The 20,477-nt window shown below is 62.2% G+C and carries 21 protein-coding genes; 11 read left to right on the top strand and 10 right to left on the bottom strand.

Annotated elements, in window-relative coordinates; genetic code table 11:
* The first annotated feature begins 58 nt into the window (after positions 1-58).
* Positions 59-646 (top strand): Smr/MutS family protein, encoded by a 588-nt coding sequence (locus KUV45_RS13875; RefSeq protein WP_206943035.1) that lies wholly within the window; start codon positions 59-61, stop codon positions 644-646.
* A gap of 208 nt (positions 647-854) precedes the next feature.
* On the opposite strand, the gene KUV45_RS13870 is transcribed toward KUV45_RS13875, so the two are convergent.
* From KUV45_RS13870 to KUV45_RS13850, 5 genes are all read right to left on the bottom strand, one after another.
* Positions 855-1,910 carry a patatin-like phospholipase family protein gene (locus KUV45_RS13870; RefSeq protein ID WP_222161845.1) on the bottom strand — a complete coding sequence of 352 codons (1,056 nt, stop codon included), beginning with the start codon at positions 1,908-1,910 and terminating at the stop codon, positions 855-857.
* A 281-nt stretch (positions 1,911-2,191) separates the two neighbouring features.
* On the bottom strand, positions 2,192-3,100 hold the full coding sequence (locus KUV45_RS13865) for an alpha/beta fold hydrolase (protein WP_222162104.1): 909 nt from the start codon (positions 3,098-3,100) through the stop codon (positions 2,192-2,194).
* A 26-nt stretch (positions 3,101-3,126) separates the two neighbouring features.
* On the bottom strand, positions 3,127-3,942 hold the full coding sequence (locus KUV45_RS13860) for an alpha/beta fold hydrolase (RefSeq protein WP_222161844.1): 816 nt from the start codon (positions 3,940-3,942) through the stop codon (positions 3,127-3,129).
* A gap of 200 nt (positions 3,943-4,142) precedes the next feature.
* Positions 4,143-4,301, bottom strand: coding sequence for a hypothetical protein (locus KUV45_RS13855; protein WP_206943038.1), 159 nt, complete (start codon positions 4,299-4,301; stop codon positions 4,143-4,145).
* A gap of 61 nt (positions 4,302-4,362) precedes the next feature.
* The gene (locus KUV45_RS13850; RefSeq protein WP_222161843.1) at positions 4,363-5,265 is read right to left on the bottom strand and encodes a LysR family transcriptional regulator; all 903 of its coding nucleotides are present in this window, start codon (positions 5,263-5,265) and stop codon (positions 4,363-4,365) included.
* A gap of 165 nt (positions 5,266-5,430) precedes the next feature.
* Here KUV45_RS13850 and KUV45_RS13845 point away from each other — a divergent pair, with 165 nt between their 5' ends.
* The 8 genes from KUV45_RS13845 to luxS all read left to right on the top strand — a co-directional run bounded on the left by KUV45_RS13845 (position 5,431) and on the right by luxS (position 14,585).
* Positions 5,431-6,069 (top strand): glutathione S-transferase family protein, encoded by a 639-nt coding sequence (locus KUV45_RS13845; protein WP_222161842.1) that lies wholly within the window; start codon positions 5,431-5,433, stop codon positions 6,067-6,069.
* Positions 6,070-6,150: 81 nt separating this feature from the next.
* Positions 6,151-7,770 carry a pyridoxamine 5'-phosphate oxidase family protein gene (locus KUV45_RS13840; protein WP_222161841.1) on the top strand — a complete coding sequence of 540 codons (1,620 nt, stop codon included), beginning with the start codon at positions 6,151-6,153 and terminating at the stop codon, positions 7,768-7,770.
* A 346-nt stretch (positions 7,771-8,116) separates the two neighbouring features.
* On the top strand, positions 8,117-8,545 hold the full coding sequence (locus tag KUV45_RS13835) for a TraR/DksA C4-type zinc finger protein (RefSeq protein WP_206943045.1): 429 nt from the start codon (positions 8,117-8,119) through the stop codon (positions 8,543-8,545).
* Complete coding sequence (gene zigA, locus KUV45_RS13830) at positions 8,542-9,762, top strand: zinc metallochaperone GTPase ZigA (RefSeq protein ID WP_222161840.1); 1,221 nt, start codon at positions 8,542-8,544, stop codon at positions 9,760-9,762. The genes KUV45_RS13835 and zigA overlap by 4 nt, the downstream gene beginning before the upstream one ends.
* A gap of 3 nt (positions 9,763-9,765) precedes the next feature.
* Positions 9,766-10,869 carry a GTP-binding protein gene (locus KUV45_RS13825; protein ID WP_222161839.1) on the top strand — a complete coding sequence of 368 codons (1,104 nt, stop codon included), beginning with the start codon at positions 9,766-9,768 and terminating at the stop codon, positions 10,867-10,869.
* A 68-nt stretch (positions 10,870-10,937) separates the two neighbouring features.
* Entirely contained in the window at positions 10,938-11,840 is a 903-nt protein-coding gene (gene folE2, locus KUV45_RS13820; RefSeq protein WP_222161838.1) for a GTP cyclohydrolase FolE2, read from the top strand.
* Positions 11,841-11,984: 144 nt separating this feature from the next.
* Positions 11,985-13,997, top strand: coding sequence for a threonine--tRNA ligase (thrS, locus tag KUV45_RS13815; protein WP_222161837.1), 2,013 nt, complete (start codon positions 11,985-11,987; stop codon positions 13,995-13,997).
* Between the two features lie 66 nt (positions 13,998-14,063).
* Positions 14,064-14,585: an S-ribosylhomocysteine lyase gene (gene luxS / locus KUV45_RS13810; RefSeq protein WP_222161836.1), complete on the top strand. Its 522-nt coding sequence runs from the start codon at positions 14,064-14,066 to the stop codon at positions 14,583-14,585.
* Positions 14,586-14,670: 85 nt separating this feature from the next.
* Here the strand turns inward: luxS and KUV45_RS13805 are convergent, their stop codons facing one another.
* On the bottom strand, positions 14,671-15,486 hold the full coding sequence (locus KUV45_RS13805; protein ID WP_222161835.1) for a metal ABC transporter permease: 816 nt from the start codon (positions 15,484-15,486) through the stop codon (positions 14,671-14,673).
* Complete coding sequence (locus KUV45_RS13800; protein ID WP_222161834.1) at positions 15,486-16,289, bottom strand: metal ABC transporter ATP-binding protein; 804 nt, start codon at positions 16,287-16,289, stop codon at positions 15,486-15,488. The genes KUV45_RS13805 and KUV45_RS13800 overlap by 1 nt, the downstream gene beginning before the upstream one ends.
* A gap of 329 nt (positions 16,290-16,618) precedes the next feature.
* Here KUV45_RS13800 and KUV45_RS13795 point away from each other — a divergent pair, with 329 nt between their 5' ends.
* Both KUV45_RS13795 and KUV45_RS13790 read left to right on the top strand, forming a co-directional pair.
* On the top strand, positions 16,619-17,800 hold the full coding sequence (locus KUV45_RS13795; protein WP_222161833.1) for a zinc ABC transporter substrate-binding protein: 1,182 nt from the start codon (positions 16,619-16,621) through the stop codon (positions 17,798-17,800).
* Positions 17,801-17,916: 116 nt separating this feature from the next.
* Positions 17,917-18,342, top strand: coding sequence for a nuclear transport factor 2 family protein (locus KUV45_RS13790; protein ID WP_206943059.1), 426 nt, complete (start codon positions 17,917-17,919; stop codon positions 18,340-18,342).
* 139 nt (positions 18,343-18,481) lie between these two features.
* Here the strand turns inward: KUV45_RS13790 and KUV45_RS13785 are convergent, their stop codons facing one another.
* The 3 genes from KUV45_RS13785 to KUV45_RS13775 form a co-directional block, all read right to left on the bottom strand.
* The gene (locus tag KUV45_RS13785) at positions 18,482-19,171 is read right to left on the bottom strand and encodes a pirin family protein (RefSeq protein ID WP_222161832.1); all 690 of its coding nucleotides are present in this window, start codon (positions 19,169-19,171) and stop codon (positions 18,482-18,484) included.
* 130 nt (positions 19,172-19,301) lie between these two features.
* A complete protein-coding gene (locus KUV45_RS13780) occupies positions 19,302-19,748 on the bottom strand; it encodes a DoxX family protein (protein WP_222161831.1) in 447 nt (148 codons plus the stop codon).
* A gap of 198 nt (positions 19,749-19,946) precedes the next feature.
* Entirely contained in the window at positions 19,947-20,276 is a 330-nt protein-coding gene (locus KUV45_RS13775; protein ID WP_222161830.1) for a hypothetical protein, read from the bottom strand.
* Positions 20,277-20,477: the final 201 nt, after the last annotated feature.

The raw sequence follows: 20,477 nt of genomic DNA, 5'->3' as shown, positions 1-20,477 counted from the left end.
TTCACTGCCACGACGAGCGCGGTATACTGACCGCCCCATTCACGCACTCGAGGCCCCGATGAGCCACCGCCAGCCACCGCCCGACGACGACATCAACGCGTTTCGCCAGGCCCTGGAACAGGCGGGAGTCCGTCGCATCCGGCACAATCGCGCTGATACCGGCAAGCCGCGCACCACATCGCATCCACAGCGGGACCAGGCCGCCGCCGCGAGACGCGCGGCCGCGGTCAGTGCCGGGGATGACGTGGCGACGGGGCGCACCTCCGACGGTCGGGTAGAGCCGGTACGTCCTTCCGAGTATCTCGATTTCGCATTGCCTGACCTGCCCTACCGGACGCGCAGCCAGCTGAAGCGCGGATTGATCCAGTGGGAGGGTGGGCTCGACCTGCACGGCTACAGCCTGGAAGAAGCCCGGGCTGAACTTGAGAGCTTTCTGCGCGATTCCGTCGCCAGCGGCCATCGCTGCGTGATTGTCGTCCATGGCAAGGCCTGGGGCGCCACCGCGGATTACCCGGTGATCAAGAGCCACGTCAATGCCTGGCTCAGGGAGTGGCCAAGCGTGCTGGCGTTCTGCTCCGCCACCGATGCCGAGGGCGGCACCGGCGCGGTGTACGTGCTCCTGCGAAGACGTGGCCACACCCCGTAGGAAAACGCCGCATAAATTGCTGCGCTCGACATCTCGACGGCTGGCGGTACTCAAGATCCTCATTTAACCGCTCGTAAACTCCGGACTTTCCGTTCCGGCAGTAGCCGACCTGCCATCGCTCGCTACATTTCTGCGGCGCTTCCTTAGGGGCAGACCGCATCACTGCCTGCGCTGGCGATCCGCCATCACGTAGTCGCCAGTGATGCGCTCAGCGACGCACCTCGGCATGCTCCACCAGGCCACAGGTCTCGATACGATCCAGCGCCTGGCAGGTCAGGTGACGTCCCAGCCGAATCAGGTCTCTGGCCCGGTGGAACTCAAACGACCCACACACCGTCTTGGGCACCTCCACCAGGATATCGGGCGGGTATCCCGCTTCCTTGTAGCGCGCCAGGGCCGCCTGGGTGATATCGAATGAGGTGAGGATGGTGGCCAGGCGTCCCCAGTCCTTGGGACCCAGCGCCGCCGTGCCCCGCTCGGCGCGATCCGCCTCGGCCTCGGTATTGGCGCTGTCCAGCAGCCGACGTACCAGCGGCGTCCCTTTCGCCTCGTGTCTTCGATCCCCCTTGCGTCGTTCGTCCTTCGAGGGGGAAGACGCAGGGGACGCCGACCCAGCACGTGACTCGTCACAGCTGGGACAATGGGTCGGCAACAGTTCTTCCAGGGTGACCAGCTGCGGACTGTTGGCCGTGACGTTGACGGCCATTACCAGGTCCGCGTGTACCGAGACATTGGAAATGATCGGCAAGGGATTCAGCAGACCGCCATCCACCAGCAGGCGTGGCCCGTCCTCCACCGGGGTAAACACCCCCGGGATAGCAATGGAGGCGCGGATAGCCTTCAGCAACGAACCGCGCTGAAACCATACCTCGCGCTGGCGCACCAGGTCGGTGGCCACCGCAGTGAACGGTATCGGCAGATCTTCAATGGCCACATCACCGATGAAGGACTCGATCTTGCTCATGACCTTCTTGCCCTGCATGGCGCCCATGGAAGTGAACGACATGTCGAGCAGTCGCAGCACCCCGAACGAGCCCAGCTCCTCGACCCACTGCCGATAGTCCTCCAGCTTGCCCGCGGCATAGATGCCGCCGATCAGAGCGCCCATGGAACACCCCGAGATAGCGACGATCTCATACTCGCGCGCGGCCAGCTCCTGCAGAACACCGATGTGGGCGTAGCCTCTGGCTCCGCCGCTGCCCAGGGTCAGAGCGATGCGCTTGCCGGGCAAGCCCGGCGGACAGTCGTGGCGATAGGTCGTCATGGCGTGGCCCTCCTGCCGCTTGATGTCGGCGGGTCGTCCCCGAGTCCACGGCAAGGTCGAGGGCTGGGCAATGACCGTCCTGCCGACGCACGATGATCTGACAGGCTCTGGCGAATACGGCTGCCTCGAACCTGTCTATCAGGTTAGTCCACCCCTGCGTGGAAACACTTACACCGCTGATCACGGCGTAGCCGCTTCGAGGCCGGCATCTGGTACGAGCGCCTGACGTCCCACGCCATGCCCATGCCGGAGCTTGTTGGGCTGCAGGGCTACTGGGCCAGCTAGGATGAAGCGGCAGGCGCCCCCGGGCCGCCAGTCAAGGCGTTGACGATGGTGTCTGCCACCGCCTGCACATGGCTGGGCGACGCATGCAGATGATGCCCGCCCTCAAGCACGTGCCGTGTCAGCTGGCGAACCCGAGCCCGCGCCGCAATGCCGCGGGGGCTGTCACCGAGGATACCGTCGCGTCCCTCGATCAGCAGTACCTCGCAGGCAATAGCCTCAAGCAGGTGGGCGACCTGCTCGTCGGTCAGCCTGACGGGAGAGGGTCGCAGTAAGCGTGGATCGGTGCGCAGCTGCAGCTGCCCATCGTCCCCTGGTGCCAGATTGCGTGCCACAATGTCACGAACCGTCTCGGCATCCACGGGCGTCGCACCACCGACGACGCGTGCCTCCACCGCGCTGTCGAGATCCGCATAGCGGGGGGAGCGGGACCGCCGGCGACGGTGCGCCTTGAGCGACCGTCCGAGTTGCTGGGCGGTCTCTTGCGGTGCGGTCGTGAGTGCCCCCAGGCCGTCGATCAATACCAGGCGTTCGACCCGCTCGGGCAACGCAGCGGCCAGCAGGCAGGCGACCCCAGCCCCCAGCGAATGCGCCAGCAGCGGTGCGCGCTCCAGCCCCAGATCGTCCATGGCGTCGAGCAGGTCATGACAGTAATCCCAGATGGCGTAATCGAGATTCCCTGCCAGTGGCCGTGACAACCCGTGGCCCGACATATCGATGGCCACGATGCGTATGCCAAGGCGACGTGCCAGCAGCGGCGCGAGACGACTGAAGCTGGCCGCGTTGTCGAGCCACCCGTGCAGCGCCAGCCAGGTGGGCGCCCCCTCTTCCCCCCAAACCAGCGCAGCCAAACGCCCTTCAGCCAGGCGCCTTTCAGCCAAGCCCAGAGCAGCGCCTGTCGGGGTCATGGCGGTTGCCGTCGTCGGAATCCGGGTCATTTACGCGCCCCCTCTGGTGCCAGCAGGCGATCGATCATGGACAGCAAGGCCTCTCGCGTCGCATCCGGCTGCTCCATGGGGAACATATGCGTCCCCGGCACCGTCTCCAGCACGATACCGCGGCGGCTCAGCCGCCTGCAGCGCGACGGCGTCAGCAGATCCGACGACGCTCCCGCCAACACCCCGATAGGCACCGACACTTCGCGGGGCAGACGATCCAGGTGGTGAGGAAGGTGACGAAATATCTCGACCTCGATATCCGGGTCGTAGCTCAGTACCGCACTACCGTCTTCCAATACCGTCGTGCCTGCCTCGATATAGTCGTCCAGGGCTTCCGGCGTAAAGGCCCGAAACAGCCCCTTGCGCCGCAGCTGGGCACGCATAGCATCGCGGCTTTCCCAGCGCGCGCGCCGCCCTTTGCTCTTGCCCGCCGGGGTCACCCGATCCACCATGCCCAGCCATTTGCTGAGGCGCATGGCCATTGCGTCCAACCCCAGCATCAGCGGCGGGTCGAGCATCACCACTGCCTGGAACCGCTCAGGAGCCTGGCGCGCTGCCATGGCGGTGATGACGCCGCCCATAGAATGTCCCACGCCGATAAAGGGGCCCGGCAGATCACGCGTACTGTCCAGATATTCGTCGCGCAAGGCCAGCCAGTTGTGACCGACAGGAAAGTCAGGATGATGCCCCAGCCGGTCCAGTGGCTGGATGTCAAAACGCTCCTTCAGTGGAGCCAACAGACTGCGATAGCTGCCCCCGGGAAACCCGTTGGCGTGGGCAAACAGCAAGGTCGGGCGGTGTGACTCGGTCATTGTCCTTCGCTCATCATCATAGGGGCAGCGGCAATCCGGCCGCCGGTAGCGCCAGCAGGCTAACGAGTTTACCCTATGGCGAGTCAGCGCCGTGCTCAAGTGGCTTGCCGGCAGTGGGACGTAGGCCTTCGGTCGCCACCGTGGAGTCTTGTCCTCTTAGCACCTGTCTCATGGCAACCACCGGCGCTTCTGACGCCTCGTCATTCGCTTTCATCAGCCAGGTATTTCACGTGTCCTCCAAGCCCCGTCGTGATACGCGTCAGCGCAACCGCATTTTCTTCCTCACCGTCGCCATCGCAGTGATCATTGGGCTTTGGTTGGCCCGGTAACTCATCGGTGACGACACCAGAAGCCCGCATGCCAGTCTCATTGCAATGGGCTGCAATCGTCAGACTATCCGCAGGGCGGCTGCGGCCCCGCTCACTCCAGCATGTCTGCCAAACGAGCACGCAGGCGATCGCGGGCAAAATCCACGAAGCTACGCACCTTCGCTGGCGCACGCCGGCCCTCGACATGCACCAGATGAATCGGCCAAGGAGCGGGCTCGTGATCCTGCAGCACCACGCGCAGACGGCCCGAGGCCAGCTCATCCGCGATCTGATACGACAGCACACGCGTCAGCCCCCAGCCGTGACACGCTGCCTCGATCCCCGCAGCCACGCTACTCAGACGTAGCCGAGGACTTATCCTCACGGTGTCCTTTTCGTCACGTCCAAAGCGCCATTCGACGATTGGACTCAAGGCAGAGACCGCGGCAATGCGATGATCCTTTAGCTCTTGAGGCTTTTGAGGCTCGCCCCAGCGCTCTAGATAATCAGGTGCTGCACAGATCACTCGTCGCACGTCCCCCACCCTGACTGCGACCAGTTCTGATGACGGAAGAGGACCGATACGTAGTGCCACATCAAAGCCCTCTTCCACCATGTTGACCACTCGGTCGAGCATCACGACATCCACTGACACATCCGGATAGGCGTCGAGAAAGTCCACCAGCATGGGCGTCATATATCGCCGGCCGAACTCATTGGGACAGGTGAGTCGCAACTCGCCGAGCGGACGAATGGCCGCGCCGGAAGCAGCATCGTCAGCGGCCTGCAGCTGCGCCAGCACGTGACGGGCATCCTCCAGATAGGCGCGACCTACTTCTGTCAATCGCACTCGACGGGTGGTGCGGATCAGTAACCGCGTACCTAGACGAGCCTCAAGGGTGTTCACCCCTCGCGTCACCGAGGGCGCACTCATGCCAAGTCGGCGAGCGGCTTCCGCGAAGCTCTCGGCTTCTGCCACCGCAATGAAGACCTTTAGGCTTTGCAGCCGATCCATTCGCGGATTACCTCCATTTAATAAAATAATGCCTTTCTTTTTTTCCATATTAATTCATTAAACGAAGAGAGATAAGCTCATCAAGCAGTGAGGCCCGCCACAGTGGCCGTCCAATGCTCGTCATTACCGAGGCTTAAGCTCACACTTCCACAGCAGGCACCCATCATGTCGCACCCCATCACCCTATACCGCACGCCAAAGTCTGGTCACTGCCACCGGGTAGAGCTAATGCTCTCTTTGCTCGGGTTGCCCTATCGGACAGTCGATCTTGATATGGCCAATCGCGCGCACAAAGCACCCGAATTCCTGGCGATCAGCCCCTTCGGTCTCGTCCCGGCCATCGACGACAACGGCTATACACTCTCGGACAGCAACGCCATTCTCGTTTATCTAGTCAAGAACTATGCAGCGGACAGCGACTGGCTTCCCGCCTCACCCAAGGACGCAGCCGAAGTGCAGCGTTGGCTGACCATTGCTGCCGACAACCTGTTTGCAGGCCCCTGCGCCGCTCGCCTCGTCCAGGTATTCGATGTCCCGCTGGATCACTCGGCAGCAGTAGAAAAGGCTCACGACCTGCTAGGTATCCTGGACACTCACCTATCCACTCGAGCATGGCTCGCCACTGGGCGACCGACGCTCGCAGACGTAGCGCTCTTCAGCTATATCGCCCATGCCCCAGAAGGCGGCGTCGACTTGAGGCCTTATCCGAGCGTGCATACGTGGCTGCAGCGCGTGCGCGCACTGCCTGGCTTCGTGGCCATGGCATCGTCACCGGTGGTGGCGCCAGAGCCGCGCCCGGCCTAACCGTCATATTTCAGAGCTCATCGACGACCCCAAATACAGTTCCATCAATCAGTTCCCCTCCAAGATCCTGCGAGGATATCCATGACGCAAGTGCCCACCACTCCCTTTCATCAGGGCGAACGCGAGGCCCAGCATCGTGCGGGTGTCGGCGACGTTGCCAGTTGGGCAGGCGGTTTTATTCGAGACTTTCTGCCCGACCAGCATCGAGATTTCCACACTGCTCTGCCCTTTCTGGTCATGGCAGGTAGCGACCTGAACGGTCGTACCTGGGTCACTGTGCTGGAGGGGGCCGACGGATTTCTGCACTCTCCCACGCCCTATCAGCTGAGCCTCCGTACCGAGCCAGAGCCGAGTGATCCGCTAGCCGAGCGCTTATTCTCAGGCGGTGACGTGGGAGTGCTGGGCATCGATCTCGCCAGCCGACGCAGGAATCGCTTCAACGGGCGAATTTCACGGTCCTCCGATGGCTACGTCATCGACGTTCAGCAGTCCTTTGGCAACTGCCCCCAGTACATTCAACAGCGCACACTATCGCGTACCCAAGCCGACGCGCCGGGCACGCTCAAGCGCTTCAGCCAGCTGACACGCGACCACATTCACTGGATTGAACGCGCCGACACGATGTTTATGGGGTCTGGCCATCACGATCACTCCGAAGCACGTCACAACGGCTTCGACGCTTCGCATCGTGGGGGCGCGCCGGGCTTCGTCAAGGTAGAGAGCGAGCAAGAGCTGGTCATTCCGGACTATGCGGGTAATAACTTCTTCAACACCATCGGCAATCTGCTCAAGGATCCACGGGTGGGTCTGGTCTTCGTGGACTTCAACCAAGGCAGCCTGCTGCACATCAGTGGCACCGCACGAATCGACTGGAGCCCGGGGGCGTCCTCCGACCCACAAGCCAGACGATTTATACACGTCACTATCGAACGCATACTGGAACGCCGCCATGTGCTGTCACTTCGCTGGCAGCGAGATCTTCAACACACACGAGACCTCACGATCAAGCGCAAGGTACGCGAGAGCAAGGACGTCACCTCCTTCTACCTCGCACCTGTCGACGCACATCCCCTAGAACCGGCCACCGCAGGCCAGCACCTCAACGTGGACATGCAGATTCCAGGACAGCTTGGCACCACCTCGCGTAGCTACTCGCTGTCAGGTGATCCTGCCGATAGCCAACACTACCGTCTCAGTATCAAGCGCGAGGCCTACGGCCTGGTATCACGCTACCTGCACGACGTCCTTGGCGAAGGAGCAATCATCAAGGCAGGCAGGCCCTCCGGCGACTTCGTGTTGCCTGGCAAAGAGACACCGGTGGCATTGATCAGTGCGGGTATTGGTCTCACCCCTATGGTCGCCATGCTTCACGCGGCGGCCAGACAAGGACGCCCCGCCTGGTACCTTCACGGAGCTCGCCGAGGCGATCAACATCCCCTGCGCCAGGAAGTCAACGAACTGGTGGCTCGTCATGCCCACTTACACCAGCGCATCTTCTACAGTCAGCCGGCCCCGGAAGATCGCCTCGGACATGACTTCCACGTTGCTGGACGCCTCAGCGCCGCTGCCGTGCTCGAGACCGCTGGTCATCCCGAAATACACTATCTTGTGTGCGGCCCCTCTGCTTTCGTAGCGAACTTGACCGATGATCTCATCAGCTACGGCGTCCCCGCCGCTCGCCTCCATAGCGAGTCCTTTTAACCTCTCGGGGTGCCTGGTGTAGCGGGGGCTCGCCTCCCTCTCGCTTCCCTCTCGCCTCCCCCTCTCCTCCATCTCGCGCTAAACACCACACTAAGCATCGCGCTATTCGACTTTGTCCCCTCATGTGTACTTCGACCGTCTCGGCCCTGCTTCGCAACCTCTTTTTGTTATGTTATAACTTTGCACCCACAGCTTGGGCGCGACGAGCTGTGGTAGCTCGAATCCACACCGTGGCGCCAACGCCTGGCGGTCGGTACGGATGATCAGCCAGTGATCACGACGCAAGCCAAGCCAACGCGTGCTGCCAACACACCGTGATTCACCCCTATCGCTGGAGAACACCGCGATGTCGTCTCCTGAAGAGACCCGTCTTCTGGCCATGTCGGACGACGACTACATGAATGAAGAGCAGCTCGCATTTTTCCGCCAGCGGCTGCTGTCGGAGAGGGCCCAGATCGAGGCCCACCTGAGGGAAATACGGACCAATATGGCGTCCCACGAGCGGGATAGCGACGAACTTGACCAGGCCGCCTTTGAAGAGGAGCTGAGGCTGCAGCTGCGTCAGGCCGATCGCGAAACCCGCCTGATCGCCAATATCGACTCAGCCATTCGTCGGATCGATGCCGGAGACTACGGCTACTGCATCGAAACCGGCGAACCCATCGGCATCCCCAGGCTGCTGCTGCGCCCTACCGCCAAGCTGACCCTTGAGGCCAAGGAACGCCAGGAGCAACGGGAACACCACTATCGCAAGATGCGAGGAGAAAGCGCATGACCCCCTCAGCCGCCCCCCTTCCGGTGACCGTTCTGTCCGGCTTTCTCGGCGCCGGCAAGACCACCCTGCTCAACCATATCCTGGCCAATCGCGAAGGTCGCCGAGTGGCGGTCATCGTCAATGACATGAGTGAGGTCAATATCGACGCGGCCCTGGTCCGGGGTGCACCAGACCAGGCAGGCGAGGTCACTCTCAACCGGGCCGAAGAACAGCTGGTAGAGATGAGCAACGGCTGCATCTGCTGCACGCTGCGCGAGGATCTGCTGATCGAAGTACGACGACTGGCCGAGGAAGGGCGCTTCGACACGCTGGTGATCGAGTCCACCGGCATTTCCGAACCACTCCCCGTCGCCGAAACGTTCACCTTCGCCGACGAGCAAGGTCGTAGCCTGTCCGAGGTCGCCCGCCTGGATACTCTGGTGACCGTGGTCGATGGCGCCAACTTCCTCAGCCAGTATCGCGAGGCCCAATCCCTGGCAGAGGCCGGGGAGAGCCTGGGAGAAGACGACGAGCGCAATGTGGCCGACCTGCTGGTCGACCAGATCGAATTCTGCGATGTGCTGCTGATCAGCAAGACTGACCTTCTTAGCCAGACCGAACTTGAAGAGCTGACGAGCGTGCTGCGCGCCCTCAACCCCGAGGCCGAATTGCTGCCCATCGCCCATGGCAAGGTATCCCTGGACAAGGTGCTGGATACCGGGCGCTTCAGCTTCGAGCGGGCCCAGCAAGCGCCGGGATGGCTCAAGGAACTGCGCGGTGAGCACGTGCCAGAGACCGAGGAATACGGCATCTCCAGCTTTGCCTACCACGCACGACGTCCGTTCCATCCACAGCGCTTCTTCGAGCTGCTGCACAGCAACTGGTTTGGCGGCAAGCTATTGCGCTCCAAGGGGTTCTTCTGGCTGGCCACGCGGCCGACCTTTGCCGGCCAGTGGAGCCAGGCTGGGGGTATCGCCCACTACGGCTTTGCCGGCATGTTCTGGAAGGCGATCCCTGAGATCAACTGGCCCGAAGACCCCGACTATCGCGCCTCCATCATGGAACGCTGGGAAGAGCCCTTCGGCGACATGCGACAGGAGCTGGTCTTCATCGGCCAGAACCTCGACGAAGCGCGTATCCGCCAAGCGCTGGATGACTGCCTGATCAGCGAGTCATTGCTGCTGGAGGGCAAGGACGCCTGGGCAACGCTGCCCGACCCCTTCCCCGCCTGGAAGTAAACCATGCAGAATGCCGAACCTATCCCGGTGACCGTGCTGACCGGCTTTCTTGGCAGCGGCAAGACGACACTGCTCAATCATCTGGTGCGCCAGCCGGCCATGAGCGATGCGCTGGTGGTGATCAACGAGTTCGGTGACATCGGCCTGGATCACCGGCTGGTGGCAGAGGGCGATGAGCACACCGTCGTCGAAATGAGCAGTGGCTGTCTGTGCTGCACGATTCGCGGCGACCTCAGTCGCAGCGTGCAGCAAGCCGTGGAGCAGCTGAACCAACGCGAGGCGCGCCCGGTGTCCCGAATGATCATCGAGACTACCGGGCTTGCCGATCCTGCGCCGATTCTCCAGACCTTGATGACCGATCACTGGCTGGCCCAGCGCTTCCGTCTAGACGGCGTTGTTTGTCTGGTCGATGCGGCCAATGGTCTCTCTACCCTTCATGCCCATGGCGAGTCACAGCGCCAGGCTGCGGTCGCTGACTGCCTGCTGCTGACCAAGACCGATCTGGTGGGTGGGACACGCCTGAACGATCTATCGAGGCAGCTGGCCGAGATCAACCCTGCCGCCGAGCAGATCGAGGTCCTGAATGGCGAAATCGATGCTGCACGCCTCACCGCCCGGCGCCTGCCAGCGTCGGCCAAGGATGCGCCGCAGGCTCAGGGCTGGCTCGGGGCCGGCGCCTATCTACAGGTCAGCTCGTTCTCCAGCGTCTCTGTGGGGACTGGCGCCAGCGTCTCTATCGGGACTGGCGCCTGCGCCGCGCCGACGCCCATGCTCAGCGTCTCCCACGACGCTCCCGTGAGCCGCCACGGCGAGCAGATTCGTTCGTTCTGCTTCACTGTCGAGACGCCGATTGCCGCCGAAGTACTGGAGGACTGGCTGGACCTTCTGCTGAGCCTGCTGGGCGACAGAATGCTGCGGATCAAGGCCATCGTTAACGTGGCCAACCGAGACCAGCCGCTGGCGCTGCATGGCGTCCAGCATATCTTTCACCCTCCCGTCCCGTTGCCGCCAGACGCCTGTCCGGACGGCGTGTCTCGCTTTGTATTCATCACCAGTGGTGTGGCCGCCGATACGGTGACGCAGCTGTTCACCTACTTCGATAGCTAGCCCAGCTGCACCACCCGCAGATGCACGAGGCCAAGACCCACGCCACCTAGCCACACATTGAGTTTTCTATGACATCGCACCCTCTGGAAGATATCGCCGCCGCCCCTGCAACTCACTCAGTTCCCCTGGACTGGGTCGGCATGGAGGGCATCGCCCTGCCACTGCAGGTCGCCGGCAAGACCATTGCGGGCCGCGCATCGGCCGGTGTCAGCCTTGACGATCCCGCGGTTCGCGGCATCCACATGTCACGCCTGTACCTGGCACTGGCTGAGCTTGAGGACGTGCCGCTGACGTTGCCCCGCGTCAACGACGTCCTCAACAACTTTCTGGACAGCCACCAGCAGCTCTCGCAGCAGGCCTATCTGGACCTGGAGGGCGAGGCCTTGCTGCGACGCCCCGCCTTGATCAGCCCGCTGTCAGGGTGGAAGACCTATCCCTTCGCGCTGCGCATGCGACGTAGCGCCAGTGACCAGATCAGCGCCGTGCTCGACGTCAGCATCGGCTATTCATCGACCTGCCCCTGCTCGGCGGCGCTGGCACGCCAGTTGATTCAGCAGGCGTTCGATGAAGACTTCACCGATACCCCCGTCACCCGAGAGGCGGTACACGCCTGGCTCGCCAGTGAGCAAGGCATCCTGGCCACCCCCCATAGCCAGCGCAGTCAGGCGCACCTGTCGCTGAGCCTGTCGACAGAGCTTACGGAACTGCCGCTGGAGACCATCGTCGATCGGGTGGAAAAGGCCCTCGGCACTGCCCTGCAGACCGCCGTCAAACGGGTTGACGAGCAGGCCTTTGCCCTCGCTAACGGACAGAACCTGATGTTCTGCGAAGACGCCGCTCGTCGCGTGCACCAGGTCCTGCGGGACCAGCCCGGTATCGACGGTTTTTACCTGAAGGTGGTGCACGCAGAAAGCCTGCATGCCCATGACGCCGTGGCTCGTAGCCAGTGGAATTGGCGAGAGGAAGCGTGATGTCCTCTGGGGCCAGTCCGATGCCACCCACAGGCCACCCACAGGCCGCCCCCATGCCTTCTCAGCCTCCTCCTGGGTCACCGCGCTGGCGCGATCTGAACCCGGGCTTCTCTACCGCCACGACGTTTCATCGTGAGAACCGACATGAATGACAGCGCCCCCGCGGCCGCCCCGCACGTCACCATCACACTGCCGGATGAGCGCGAGCTCACACTGCCTTCGCCTACTACAGTCGCAGATATCGCCGCCGCTATCGGTCCGGGGCTTGCTCGGCAAACCCTGGCCGGGCGCGTCAACGACGTGCTGGTGGATGCCTGCGACCCCATCGACCGGGATGCCCGGGTCCAGGTGATCACCCCCAGCGATCCCGAAGGGCTCGATATCCTGCGCCACTCCTGCGCGCACCTGCTGGGGCACGCGGTCAAACAGCTCTACCCAGACGCCCAGATGGTGATCGGGCCAGTCATCGAAGACGGCTTCTACTATGACATCGCCCACGAACGGCCCTTCACCCCTGATGACCTGCAAGCCATCGCTGAACGCATGACGTCACTGATCGCGCAGAACTACGACGTCATCAAGCGCCGCCTGCCCCGCGACCAGGCCATAGAGATCTTTCGCGAGCGCGGCGAAAGCTACAAGCTTCACCTGATCGAGGAGATGCCGCAGGAAGCCACCCTGGGCCTCTACTTCCACCAGGAATACGTGGACATGTGCCGTGGCCCCCATGTTCCCAATACCCGGTTTCTCAAGCACTTCGCGCTGACCAAGCTGTCGGGTGCCTACTGGCGCGGTGACGCTCGCAACGCCCAACTACAGCGGATTTACGGCACCGCCTGGGCGGACCGCAAGGCACTCAAGGCCTATGTCCAGCGTCTTGAGGAAGCCGAGCGTCGTGATCATCGGCGCCTGGGACGCCAGCTCGGGCTTTTCCACTTCCAGGAAGAAGCGCCCGGTGCGGTGTTCTGGCACCCAGGCGGATGGCAGGTGCTGCAGACATTGATCGCCTACATGCGTCGCCGCCAGGCCAGTAGCGGCTATGTCGAGGTCAACACACCCGACATGATGGACCGCAGTCTGTGGGAAACCTCCGGGCACTGGCAGAACTATCAGGACCACATGTTCACCACCCAGACCGAGGACGGACGGGATCTTGCGCTGAAGCCGATGAACTGCCCCGGCAGCGTGCTGCTCTATCGGCACGGACTGAAGAGCTACCGTGACCTGCCCATTCGCATGGGTGAATTCGGCAAGGTACACCGGTACGAGCCATCCGGTGCCTTGCATGGCCTGCTGCGGGTGCGCCACTTCACCCAGGACGACGCCCACATTTACTGCACGCCGGAGCAGATGAACGAGGAGTGTCAGCAGGTGGTCGCGCTGGTGCTGGATATCTATCGGGAGTTCGGCTTCGATGACGTCCACATCAAGCTGTCGACCCGCCCCGACAACCGCATGGGCAGCGATGCTGTCTGGGATCGCCTTGAACAAGCATTGACGACAGCCCTAGACGCCATGGCGCTGGACTACACTCTCAACCCGGGCGAAGGAGCCTTCTACGGACCGAAGCTGGAGTTCGTGCTGCGCGATGCCATCGGCCGCGACTGGCAGTGCGGAACCCTGCAGGTCGACATGAACCTGCCCGAGCGATTTGGCATCGACTACGTGGATGAGCAGGGCCAACGACAGCGGCCCGTCATGCTCCATCGAGCCCTGTTTGGCTCGCTCGAGCGCTTCATCGGCATCCTGATCGAACATCACGCGGGCAAGCTTCCCGCCTGGCTGATGCCACAGCAGGCCGTGGTCATGTCGATTACCGAGGCCCAGCGGGACTACGCTGAGCTGCTGGCAGATGCCTTGAAGGGAGCAGGGATACGGGCGAATGCCGACGTGCGCAACGAGAAGATCGGCTACAAGATCCGGGAGCAGACCTTGAGCCGGATCCCGTACCTGCTGATTGTCGGCAATCGCGAAGCCGCCGAGGGCAAGGTCACGGTGCGCCTGCGTGACGGCAGCGACCTTGGCAGCATGCCGGTGCAAGAAGCCATTGCCCTGCTCGAAGAACAATGTCAGGCTCCCGACCACAACGCTCAGCGCCGCGAACAGGCACTGCGCCTCGAGCGCCTGGCTTGCGCCACGCTCCCCCAGGAGGCCTGAGCATCATGCTTGCAATGGGCGCGACGCGCGACGTCGTGCCCTTGCGTTATATCTGCAGGAGCCAACATGCCACTTCTCGACAGCTTTACCGTTGACCACACCATCATGAATGCCCCGGCAGTGCGCGTGGCCAAGACCATGCGCTCACCCTCGGGTGACACCATCACGGTGTTCGACCTGCGCTTCAACCGGCCGAACGAGAGCATGATGGGGGAAAAGGGCATTCATACCCTGGAGCACCTGTTTGCCGGCTTCATGCGCCAGCACCTGAACGGCGACAGCGTCGAGATCATCGATATTTCGCCGATGGGCTGCCGCACCGGTTTCTACATGAGCCTGCTGGGCAGCCCCAGCGAGCAAGCCGTCGCCGACGCCTGGCAGGCGGCCATGAACGACGTGCTCAACGTGAAGCGCATGGAAGATATTCCTGAGCTCAATGAGCACCAGTGCGGCACCTACCTGATGCATTCCCTCGAAGAGGCTCAGGAGATCGCGCGCACCATCATCGACCAGGGCATCGGCGTCAACCGCAATGACGACCTGGCCTTGAGCCCCGAGCAACTCAAGACCCTGGGCAACGACGTTTAAGCACCCAGCGCACATGCTGCAGCGCACGCTTGGTCAACCACCAAGCGTGCGCTGCAGTGTGAGAGCCGTCGTCCTGGAGCCGTCGTCACTCGGGATCCACGGCCCTAGACCGGGAATAGCAAAGACGCCCCACCACGCTGGTCACAACGAATATAAGCGCAGCAAGACTGACAATGGTGGGCCCTGTCGGCGTATCCAGCCAATAGGCGGCCTGGAGCCCGCCAGTGGTCGAACAGGCGCCAATGCTCGCCGCCACCAGCGCCATGGCTTCCGGGGTGCGACACAGCGGGCGCGCGGCCGCAGCCGGAATGATCAGCAGCGCCGCAATCAGCAGCACTCCCACCACCTTCAGTGCCACCGCGACCACCACCGCCAGCGACAGCGTCAGCACCAGCTGCTCCCGCCGCGGGTCAATACCACTGGCCCTGGCGAGATCTTCGTCCAGCGTGGCGGTCAACAGCGCCGACCAGCGCCATCCCACCAGGCTAACCACCAGAATCGCGCCAGCGGCGATGATCATCAGGTCGCTCTTGCCCACCGCAAGGATATCGCCGAACAGATACGCCATCAGGTCGATGCGCACACCCGACACAAAGGACACCGCGACCAGCCCAAAGGCCAACGCCGAATGCGCCATGACGCCGAGCAGAGTGTCCATGGCGTAGCCCCGTCCACTCAGCTGAGAGACCACCACCGCCATCAGCAGCGAAACGGCCAGTACGCCCGCCAACATGGACGTGGACAGCAGCAACGACAGAGCCACCCCAAGAATCGCAGCATGCGCCGTCGCGTCGCCGAAATACGCCATTCGTCGCCAGACAACAAAGCACCCGAGCGGTGCAGCCGCCAGGGCAACCCCCAGACCGGCCAACACGGCTCGCACAAGAAAATCGTCAAACATCAGCGAGACGCCTCCATCAGCCTGTCGTTTGCCGCCTTCGCTGGAGTGGTCGGCGGCGCCTCGGCCCCCGCGTCCTCTGAGGCCAGGCACTGGGAAGACGACGGCTGTGGATGCGAATGCCGATAAAACGCCAGCGCATCACTGGTGTCAGGGCCAAACAGCTGGCGGTAAACCGGTGATGCGAGCACGCGTTCAGGGGTGCCCTGGCAGCACACGTGGCCATTGAGACACACCACTCTGTCCGACGCCCGCATGACCACATGCAGTTCATGGCTGACCATCATTACCGCACATCCAAGCTCGCTGCGAACCTTGGCGATCTGCCGATAAAAGTCCGCGGTGCCGCGGTGGTCGAGGCCACGAGTCGCTTCATCAAGCAACAGCAGGTCAGGCTTTTCCAGCAGGGCTCGCGCCAGCAAGATTCGCTGAAACTGGCCTCCTGACAGGTCCGCGACCTGCTGTTGCCCGAGCTCCGGCACTCCCGCCTGCACCAGCGCCTGAGCCAGCGCCTGACGCGAATGCCGGCGCGGCAGATTAAGAAAGCGAAACACGGTCAACGGCAGCGTCGGGTCGATGGCCAACCGCTGTGGTACATAGCCGATGACCAGCCCAGCTTCCCGGGTCACACGCCCCTGCGATGGCCTTACTGCACCGATGATGGCGCGCAACAGAGTCGACTTGCCGGAGCCATTAGGGCCCACCAGGGTCACGATTTCGCCGCGATCGACACTCAGGTCGATGCCCTCCAATACGCTATGGCCCCCTAGGGCGACAGACAAATTGTCGATGGACAGCAAGGGCATGGAGGCTCTCCAACTGGCTATTGCTGCGCCGCTCACGCGCAGAGACATGATATTCACAGCCACCGTGCGCGGCGCGCGCGGCATGACGGCTCTTCTGGCCACTCGCACGGACGTGCTGTCACGAGACAGGGACGCGCCGTCGCGGGAGAGGGATGAGCTGTCGCGGACCCCGTGCACGCGACCCCAAACCAGGGCGGGCGCTATTGACGAGGCTCAGGTTTACGGGGCTCTCATTGACCAGGCAGTGAATGTTATAATATAACGTTTTATTCCACAAGCGTGGCGTCACCACGTCAGCTGTCCACGTCGATACCTTCCAGGAGAACACGATGAAAAAACCGCTACTGCGTCCGCTCTGCTTGCCATGGCTGCTGACACCGGCCATTGCCGTCGCTGACGTGCCCAACGTGGCGGTGGATATCCCACCGGTGCATGCGCTGGTGGCCCAGGTCATGGGAGAGTTGGGATCGCCAGAGCTGGTCATCCAGCCCGGTGCGTCGCCCCACGGCTATTCCATGCGCCCTTCCGAAGCGCAGGCACTGGCCAGCGCCGACGCCGTGTTCTGGGTCAGTGACAGCCTGACGCCGTGGCTTGAGCGAGCCAGGACTTCCCTGGCGGATGGCGCTCGCGAAGTGGAGCTGATGGAAGCTCCCGGCACGGTGACACTGGCATATCGCCAAGGCGCTACCTTTGAAGCCCATGATCATGGCGATCACGAAGATCACGAAGATCACGAAGATCACGAAGATCACGAAGATCACGAAGATCACGAAGATCACGAAGATCACGAAGATCACGATCATGATGGTCACGAACATGGCGATCATGACCATGGCGAGCACGACGAACATGGCGATCATGACCATGCCGACCACGATCACGACCATGCCGACCACGATCATGACCATGCCGATCACGATCACGATCACGATCACGATCACGATCACGACCAGCATACCGCTCATGATCACGAACATGGTCATGCACACGACGGCATGGACCCCCATGGCTGGCTTGATCCTGTCAATGCCAAGGCATGGCTCGATACGATTGCGACCACCCTGGCAGAACTGGACCCAGAGCACGCCGATACGTATCGCCAGAACGCAGCGAATGGGCAGGCAGAGCTGGACGAGCTGATTCAGCGGCTGGACAACCAACTAGATGACGCGCGAGGGGTTCGCTTCATCGTGTTCCACGACGCCTACCAGTACTTCGAGAACCGCTTCGCTGTCCCTGCCTCCGGGGCCATCTCCCTTGGCGATGCATCAGACCCGAGCCCGGCGCGAATTCGCGAGATCCAGACCCGTGTCAGCGACGACAACATCCAATGCGTCTTCCGCGAACCCCAGTTCAACCCTGCCCTGATTGACAGCGTGTTCGAGGGAACAGAGGTCAACACCTCCATCGTGATGGACCCCCTCGGTGTCGACCTGGACCTGGGCCCCGGTCTCTATTCACAGCTGCTGCAGCGACTGGCAGACGGCATGACCGACTGCACCAAGGGCTAGGGCTAGGGCTCGAGGAGTGAGCGTCAAACGAGCCACTCCCCTGCCCTGACGTCGCCGACACCCGCCCTGTCGGCGGCGTCTGTTCATTCCCACACTGTTATGGAGAGCCATTCACCATGCCCCACCCGACCTCCCCGCCATTGACTGAACGGGATGCGCAATTCTGCCTTGACGCGGCCACCCGAACGCTGGAGCGATGGGCGATTGCCGTCAGTCGTGGAGAGAAGGAGACCCTGCTGGCGCTTTACGCCGAAGACGCCATTCTTGTGCCGACTGTCGCCAACGACGTGAGAGAAGACCGACTTGCCAGGCAGGCCTACTTCGATGCCTTTCTCGCCAACGAAGACCTTAGCTGCGAGCTCGGCGAATTCTCTCGCCGTGTCAGTCGCAAGTTGGGCACCGTCGTCATCGGTGGCCACTACGTCTTCAGCTATCTCATAAAGGGTGATATGGCCACCATTCCCGCGCGCTTCCTGTTCACCTTTGAAGAAATCGCAGGAGAATGGAAGATCACGGGCCACCATTCCTCGCAGCTTGTCTGAAGCGGTCTTGAGCCGCACGGTGATGTTGGCGCGACCCAGGCTGACGTCGCGAGCGACGACGTCGGCCTGGGTCTCTAGCGACGGCATGCAGGGTGGTGGCCGTCCAAGGCCAGTGCCAGCCAGGTTAGGTCAGGTCGAGTCAGGCAAGGTCAAACAGCAGCACCTCAGCCGCCGCGATACCGACGACCCTGACCTCTTCTCCCGGTTCAAACGCCGCCGCATCGCCTGCGGACATAAGCTGCCCGTTGACCGCAACCTCGCCCTTGGCCACATGCAGCCATGCGTGGCGTGTTGCCGGCGTCTCGGCGCTTTCGCCCGCATCGAACAGCCCCGCATACAAGTTGACGTCCTGATTCACGCTGACGGAATCGTCCAGACCCTGCGGTGAGACCACCAGGCGCCAGCGGCCCTGCCTGTCCTCCGGCGGAAACGAGCGCTGCTCATAGCTGGGAGCGATGCCTCGCTCTCGAGGTTCTATCCAGATCTGCAGGAAGTGCAGCTCTTCACTGGGTGAAGCGTTGAATTCGCTATGCAACACTCCCGTGCCTGCCGACATCCGCTGCACGTCTCCAGGCCGCATGGTAGAGCCATTATCCATGCTGTCCTGATGCGCCATCGTCCCCGACAGCACGTATGAAATAATTTCCATGTCCTGGTGGGGATGGGTGCCGAACCCTGCACCACCGGTCACACGATCTTCGTTGATGACTCGCAGCGATCTGAACCCCATGTGCCGTGGATCCACGTAGCTGGCAAACGAAAAAGTATGGTGAGAGCGTAACCAGCCTTGATTGGCACGTCCGCGTTCATGGGCATGTCGAAGTCTCATATTGCCTCCTACAGGCAGCACCTGGTGAAGCGCAGCCGCCGCAAAAGGATCACGCGTGGCGACGCATCAAGGTCATGATTAAGTCGTGGATAGGTCGAGTATGGGGCGTGGAAAAGTCGCAGAACGGCAATCAGGACACCTTACGAGCCATGACCGCATCCAGTGAGGCTCGTCCACCGCCGCTGATCGCAAGAGAGACAGCAATCGCCAACAACGACAGCGCGAATTCATAGCCGTTATTGCTCATGAACAGTCCGTTTGCAGCGTGGACGCTGAAGATCGCCATCAGCATGGTGAACGCGAGCACCACCGCTGCCGGGCGCACCAGCAACCCTATCAACAGCGCCAGACCGCCAAAGAACTCTGCGCTGCCAGCCGCCAGCGCCATTAAGTACCCCGGCTCAAGTCCGATGGAGGCCATCCACTGTCCTGTGCCTTCCAGACCATAGCCGCCAAACCAACCGAAGAGCTTCTGGGCACCATGTGCCATGAAAATGATGCCGGCGGGCACACGCAGGGCCAGGGGGGCCAGGCTGTCTGAACTGCTGATGACGCGGCTAACGACTGATGTGTTCATGATATCTCCAAGAGTGTTCGGGCGGTTGCCACAGCACGGGGGGCCGGGCGGTTGCCATAGAGAGTCGAACGCGATCCCGGCGATTCCACTCTCGGTGAGTCAGCGGATGGATGTGGCACTGACGGTGTTCGTATTGTCACGACCGAGGGAAGCACTCGGTCGATCTTGCGCAAGCCTCCAGGCCGACGCCTTTCCGGGTTACTTGGTCGCGTTAAGGCTTAGCTGCAGCCCATTGCTGTCCGCAGTCGCCGAGGTGTGGCGCAGGTGGCGTGCCTGCAGGTTGGCTCGGGCCTGCGCCATGGCAGTGCTACCTTCCATGCTGACCTTCGTGGCATTCGCCTCGACCGCAGTACCGACAAGCGGCTGCGCCTGAACGGAGAGCGACTGCGCCTGAGTGGAAAGTGGCTCATGCAATCTCGCGGTGAGGGCAGAAGCCTGACCTGCCTGAGCGATTGCAGGAGCAGTGAGGGCTGCTGTGACAGGGGCAGTGGCGAAAAGCAGAGTGAACAGTGCGGGCTTGAGTTTCATGGTGTGTCTCTCTTCATGACCGTGTAGTGGGTGTCGCGATCAGCGTCTCTGTCGCGTTGAAGAAAGATTAAACCAACAATAATATCGAAAAAAAGCGACATAAATCCGATAGACCATTCGGTTTTATCGAATGCAAAGACGTTCCTGCACGCTGCGGTATCGCCCTCCTCCCTGCATGAATAAATTTGAAGTTAACAATGA

Source organism: Halomonas sp. DP3Y7-2 (genome assembly GCF_019800795.1).
GTDB lineage: Bacteria > Pseudomonadota > Gammaproteobacteria > Pseudomonadales > Halomonadaceae > Halomonas > Halomonas litopenaei_A.
The sequence above is the reverse complement of the archived record's forward strand: the minus strand, read 5'-3'. Positions and strand labels throughout refer to the sequence as shown.

Excerpts from the sequence above, each read along its gene's own strand:
- zigA (WP_222161840.1), top strand. The coding sequence starts at position 8,542 with ATGACCCCCTCAGCCGCCCCCCTTCCGGTGACCGTTCTGTCCGGCTTT.
- KUV45_RS13870 (WP_222161845.1), bottom strand. The coding sequence starts at position 1,910 with ATGACGACCTATCGCCACGACTGTCCGCCGGGCTTGCCCGGCAAGCGC.
- KUV45_RS13825 (WP_222161839.1), top strand. The coding sequence starts at position 9,766 with ATGCAGAATGCCGAACCTATCCCGGTGACCGTGCTGACCGGCTTTCTT.
- KUV45_RS13875 (WP_206943035.1), top strand. The coding sequence starts at position 59 with ATGAGCCACCGCCAGCCACCGCCCGACGACGACATCAACGCGTTTCGC.
- KUV45_RS13785 (WP_222161832.1), bottom strand. The coding sequence starts at position 19,171 with ATGAGACTTCGACATGCCCATGAACGCGGACGTGCCAATCAAGGCTGG.
- KUV45_RS13795 (WP_222161833.1), top strand. The coding sequence starts at position 16,619 with ATGAAAAAACCGCTACTGCGTCCGCTCTGCTTGCCATGGCTGCTGACA.
- KUV45_RS13805 (WP_222161835.1), bottom strand. The coding sequence starts at position 15,486 with ATGTTTGACGATTTTCTTGTGCGAGCCGTGTTGGCCGGTCTGGGGGTT.
- KUV45_RS13845 (WP_222161842.1), top strand. The coding sequence starts at position 5,431 with ATGTCGCACCCCATCACCCTATACCGCACGCCAAAGTCTGGTCACTGC.
- KUV45_RS13855 (WP_206943038.1), bottom strand. The coding sequence starts at position 4,301 with ATGCGGGCTTCTGGTGTCGTCACCGATGAGTTACCGGGCCAACCAAAG.
- KUV45_RS13860 (WP_222161844.1), bottom strand. The coding sequence starts at position 3,942 with ATGACCGAGTCACACCGCCCGACCTTGCTGTTTGCCCACGCCAACGGG.
- folE2 (WP_222161838.1), top strand. The coding sequence starts at position 10,938 with ATGACATCGCACCCTCTGGAAGATATCGCCGCCGCCCCTGCAACTCAC.
- KUV45_RS13800 (WP_222161834.1), bottom strand. The coding sequence starts at position 16,289 with ATGCCCTTGCTGTCCATCGACAATTTGTCTGTCGCCCTAGGGGGCCAT.
- KUV45_RS13775 (WP_222161830.1), bottom strand. The coding sequence starts at position 20,276 with ATGAAACTCAAGCCCGCACTGTTCACTCTGCTTTTCGCCACTGCCCCT.
- KUV45_RS13840 (WP_222161841.1), top strand. The coding sequence starts at position 6,151 with ATGACGCAAGTGCCCACCACTCCCTTTCATCAGGGCGAACGCGAGGCC.
- luxS (WP_222161836.1), top strand. The coding sequence starts at position 14,064 with ATGCCACTTCTCGACAGCTTTACCGTTGACCACACCATCATGAATGCC.
- KUV45_RS13790 (WP_206943059.1), top strand. The coding sequence starts at position 17,917 with ATGCCCCACCCGACCTCCCCGCCATTGACTGAACGGGATGCGCAATTC.
- thrS (WP_222161837.1), top strand. The coding sequence starts at position 11,985 with ATGAATGACAGCGCCCCCGCGGCCGCCCCGCACGTCACCATCACACTG.
- KUV45_RS13835 (WP_206943045.1), top strand. The coding sequence starts at position 8,117 with ATGTCGTCTCCTGAAGAGACCCGTCTTCTGGCCATGTCGGACGACGAC.
- KUV45_RS13850 (WP_222161843.1), bottom strand. The coding sequence starts at position 5,265 with ATGGATCGGCTGCAAAGCCTAAAGGTCTTCATTGCGGTGGCAGAAGCC.
- KUV45_RS13865 (WP_222162104.1), bottom strand. The coding sequence starts at position 3,100 with ATGACCCCGACAGGCGCTGCTCTGGGCTTGGCTGAAAGGCGCCTGGCT.
- KUV45_RS13780 (WP_222161831.1), bottom strand. The coding sequence starts at position 19,748 with ATGAACACATCAGTCGTTAGCCGCGTCATCAGCAGTTCAGACAGCCTG.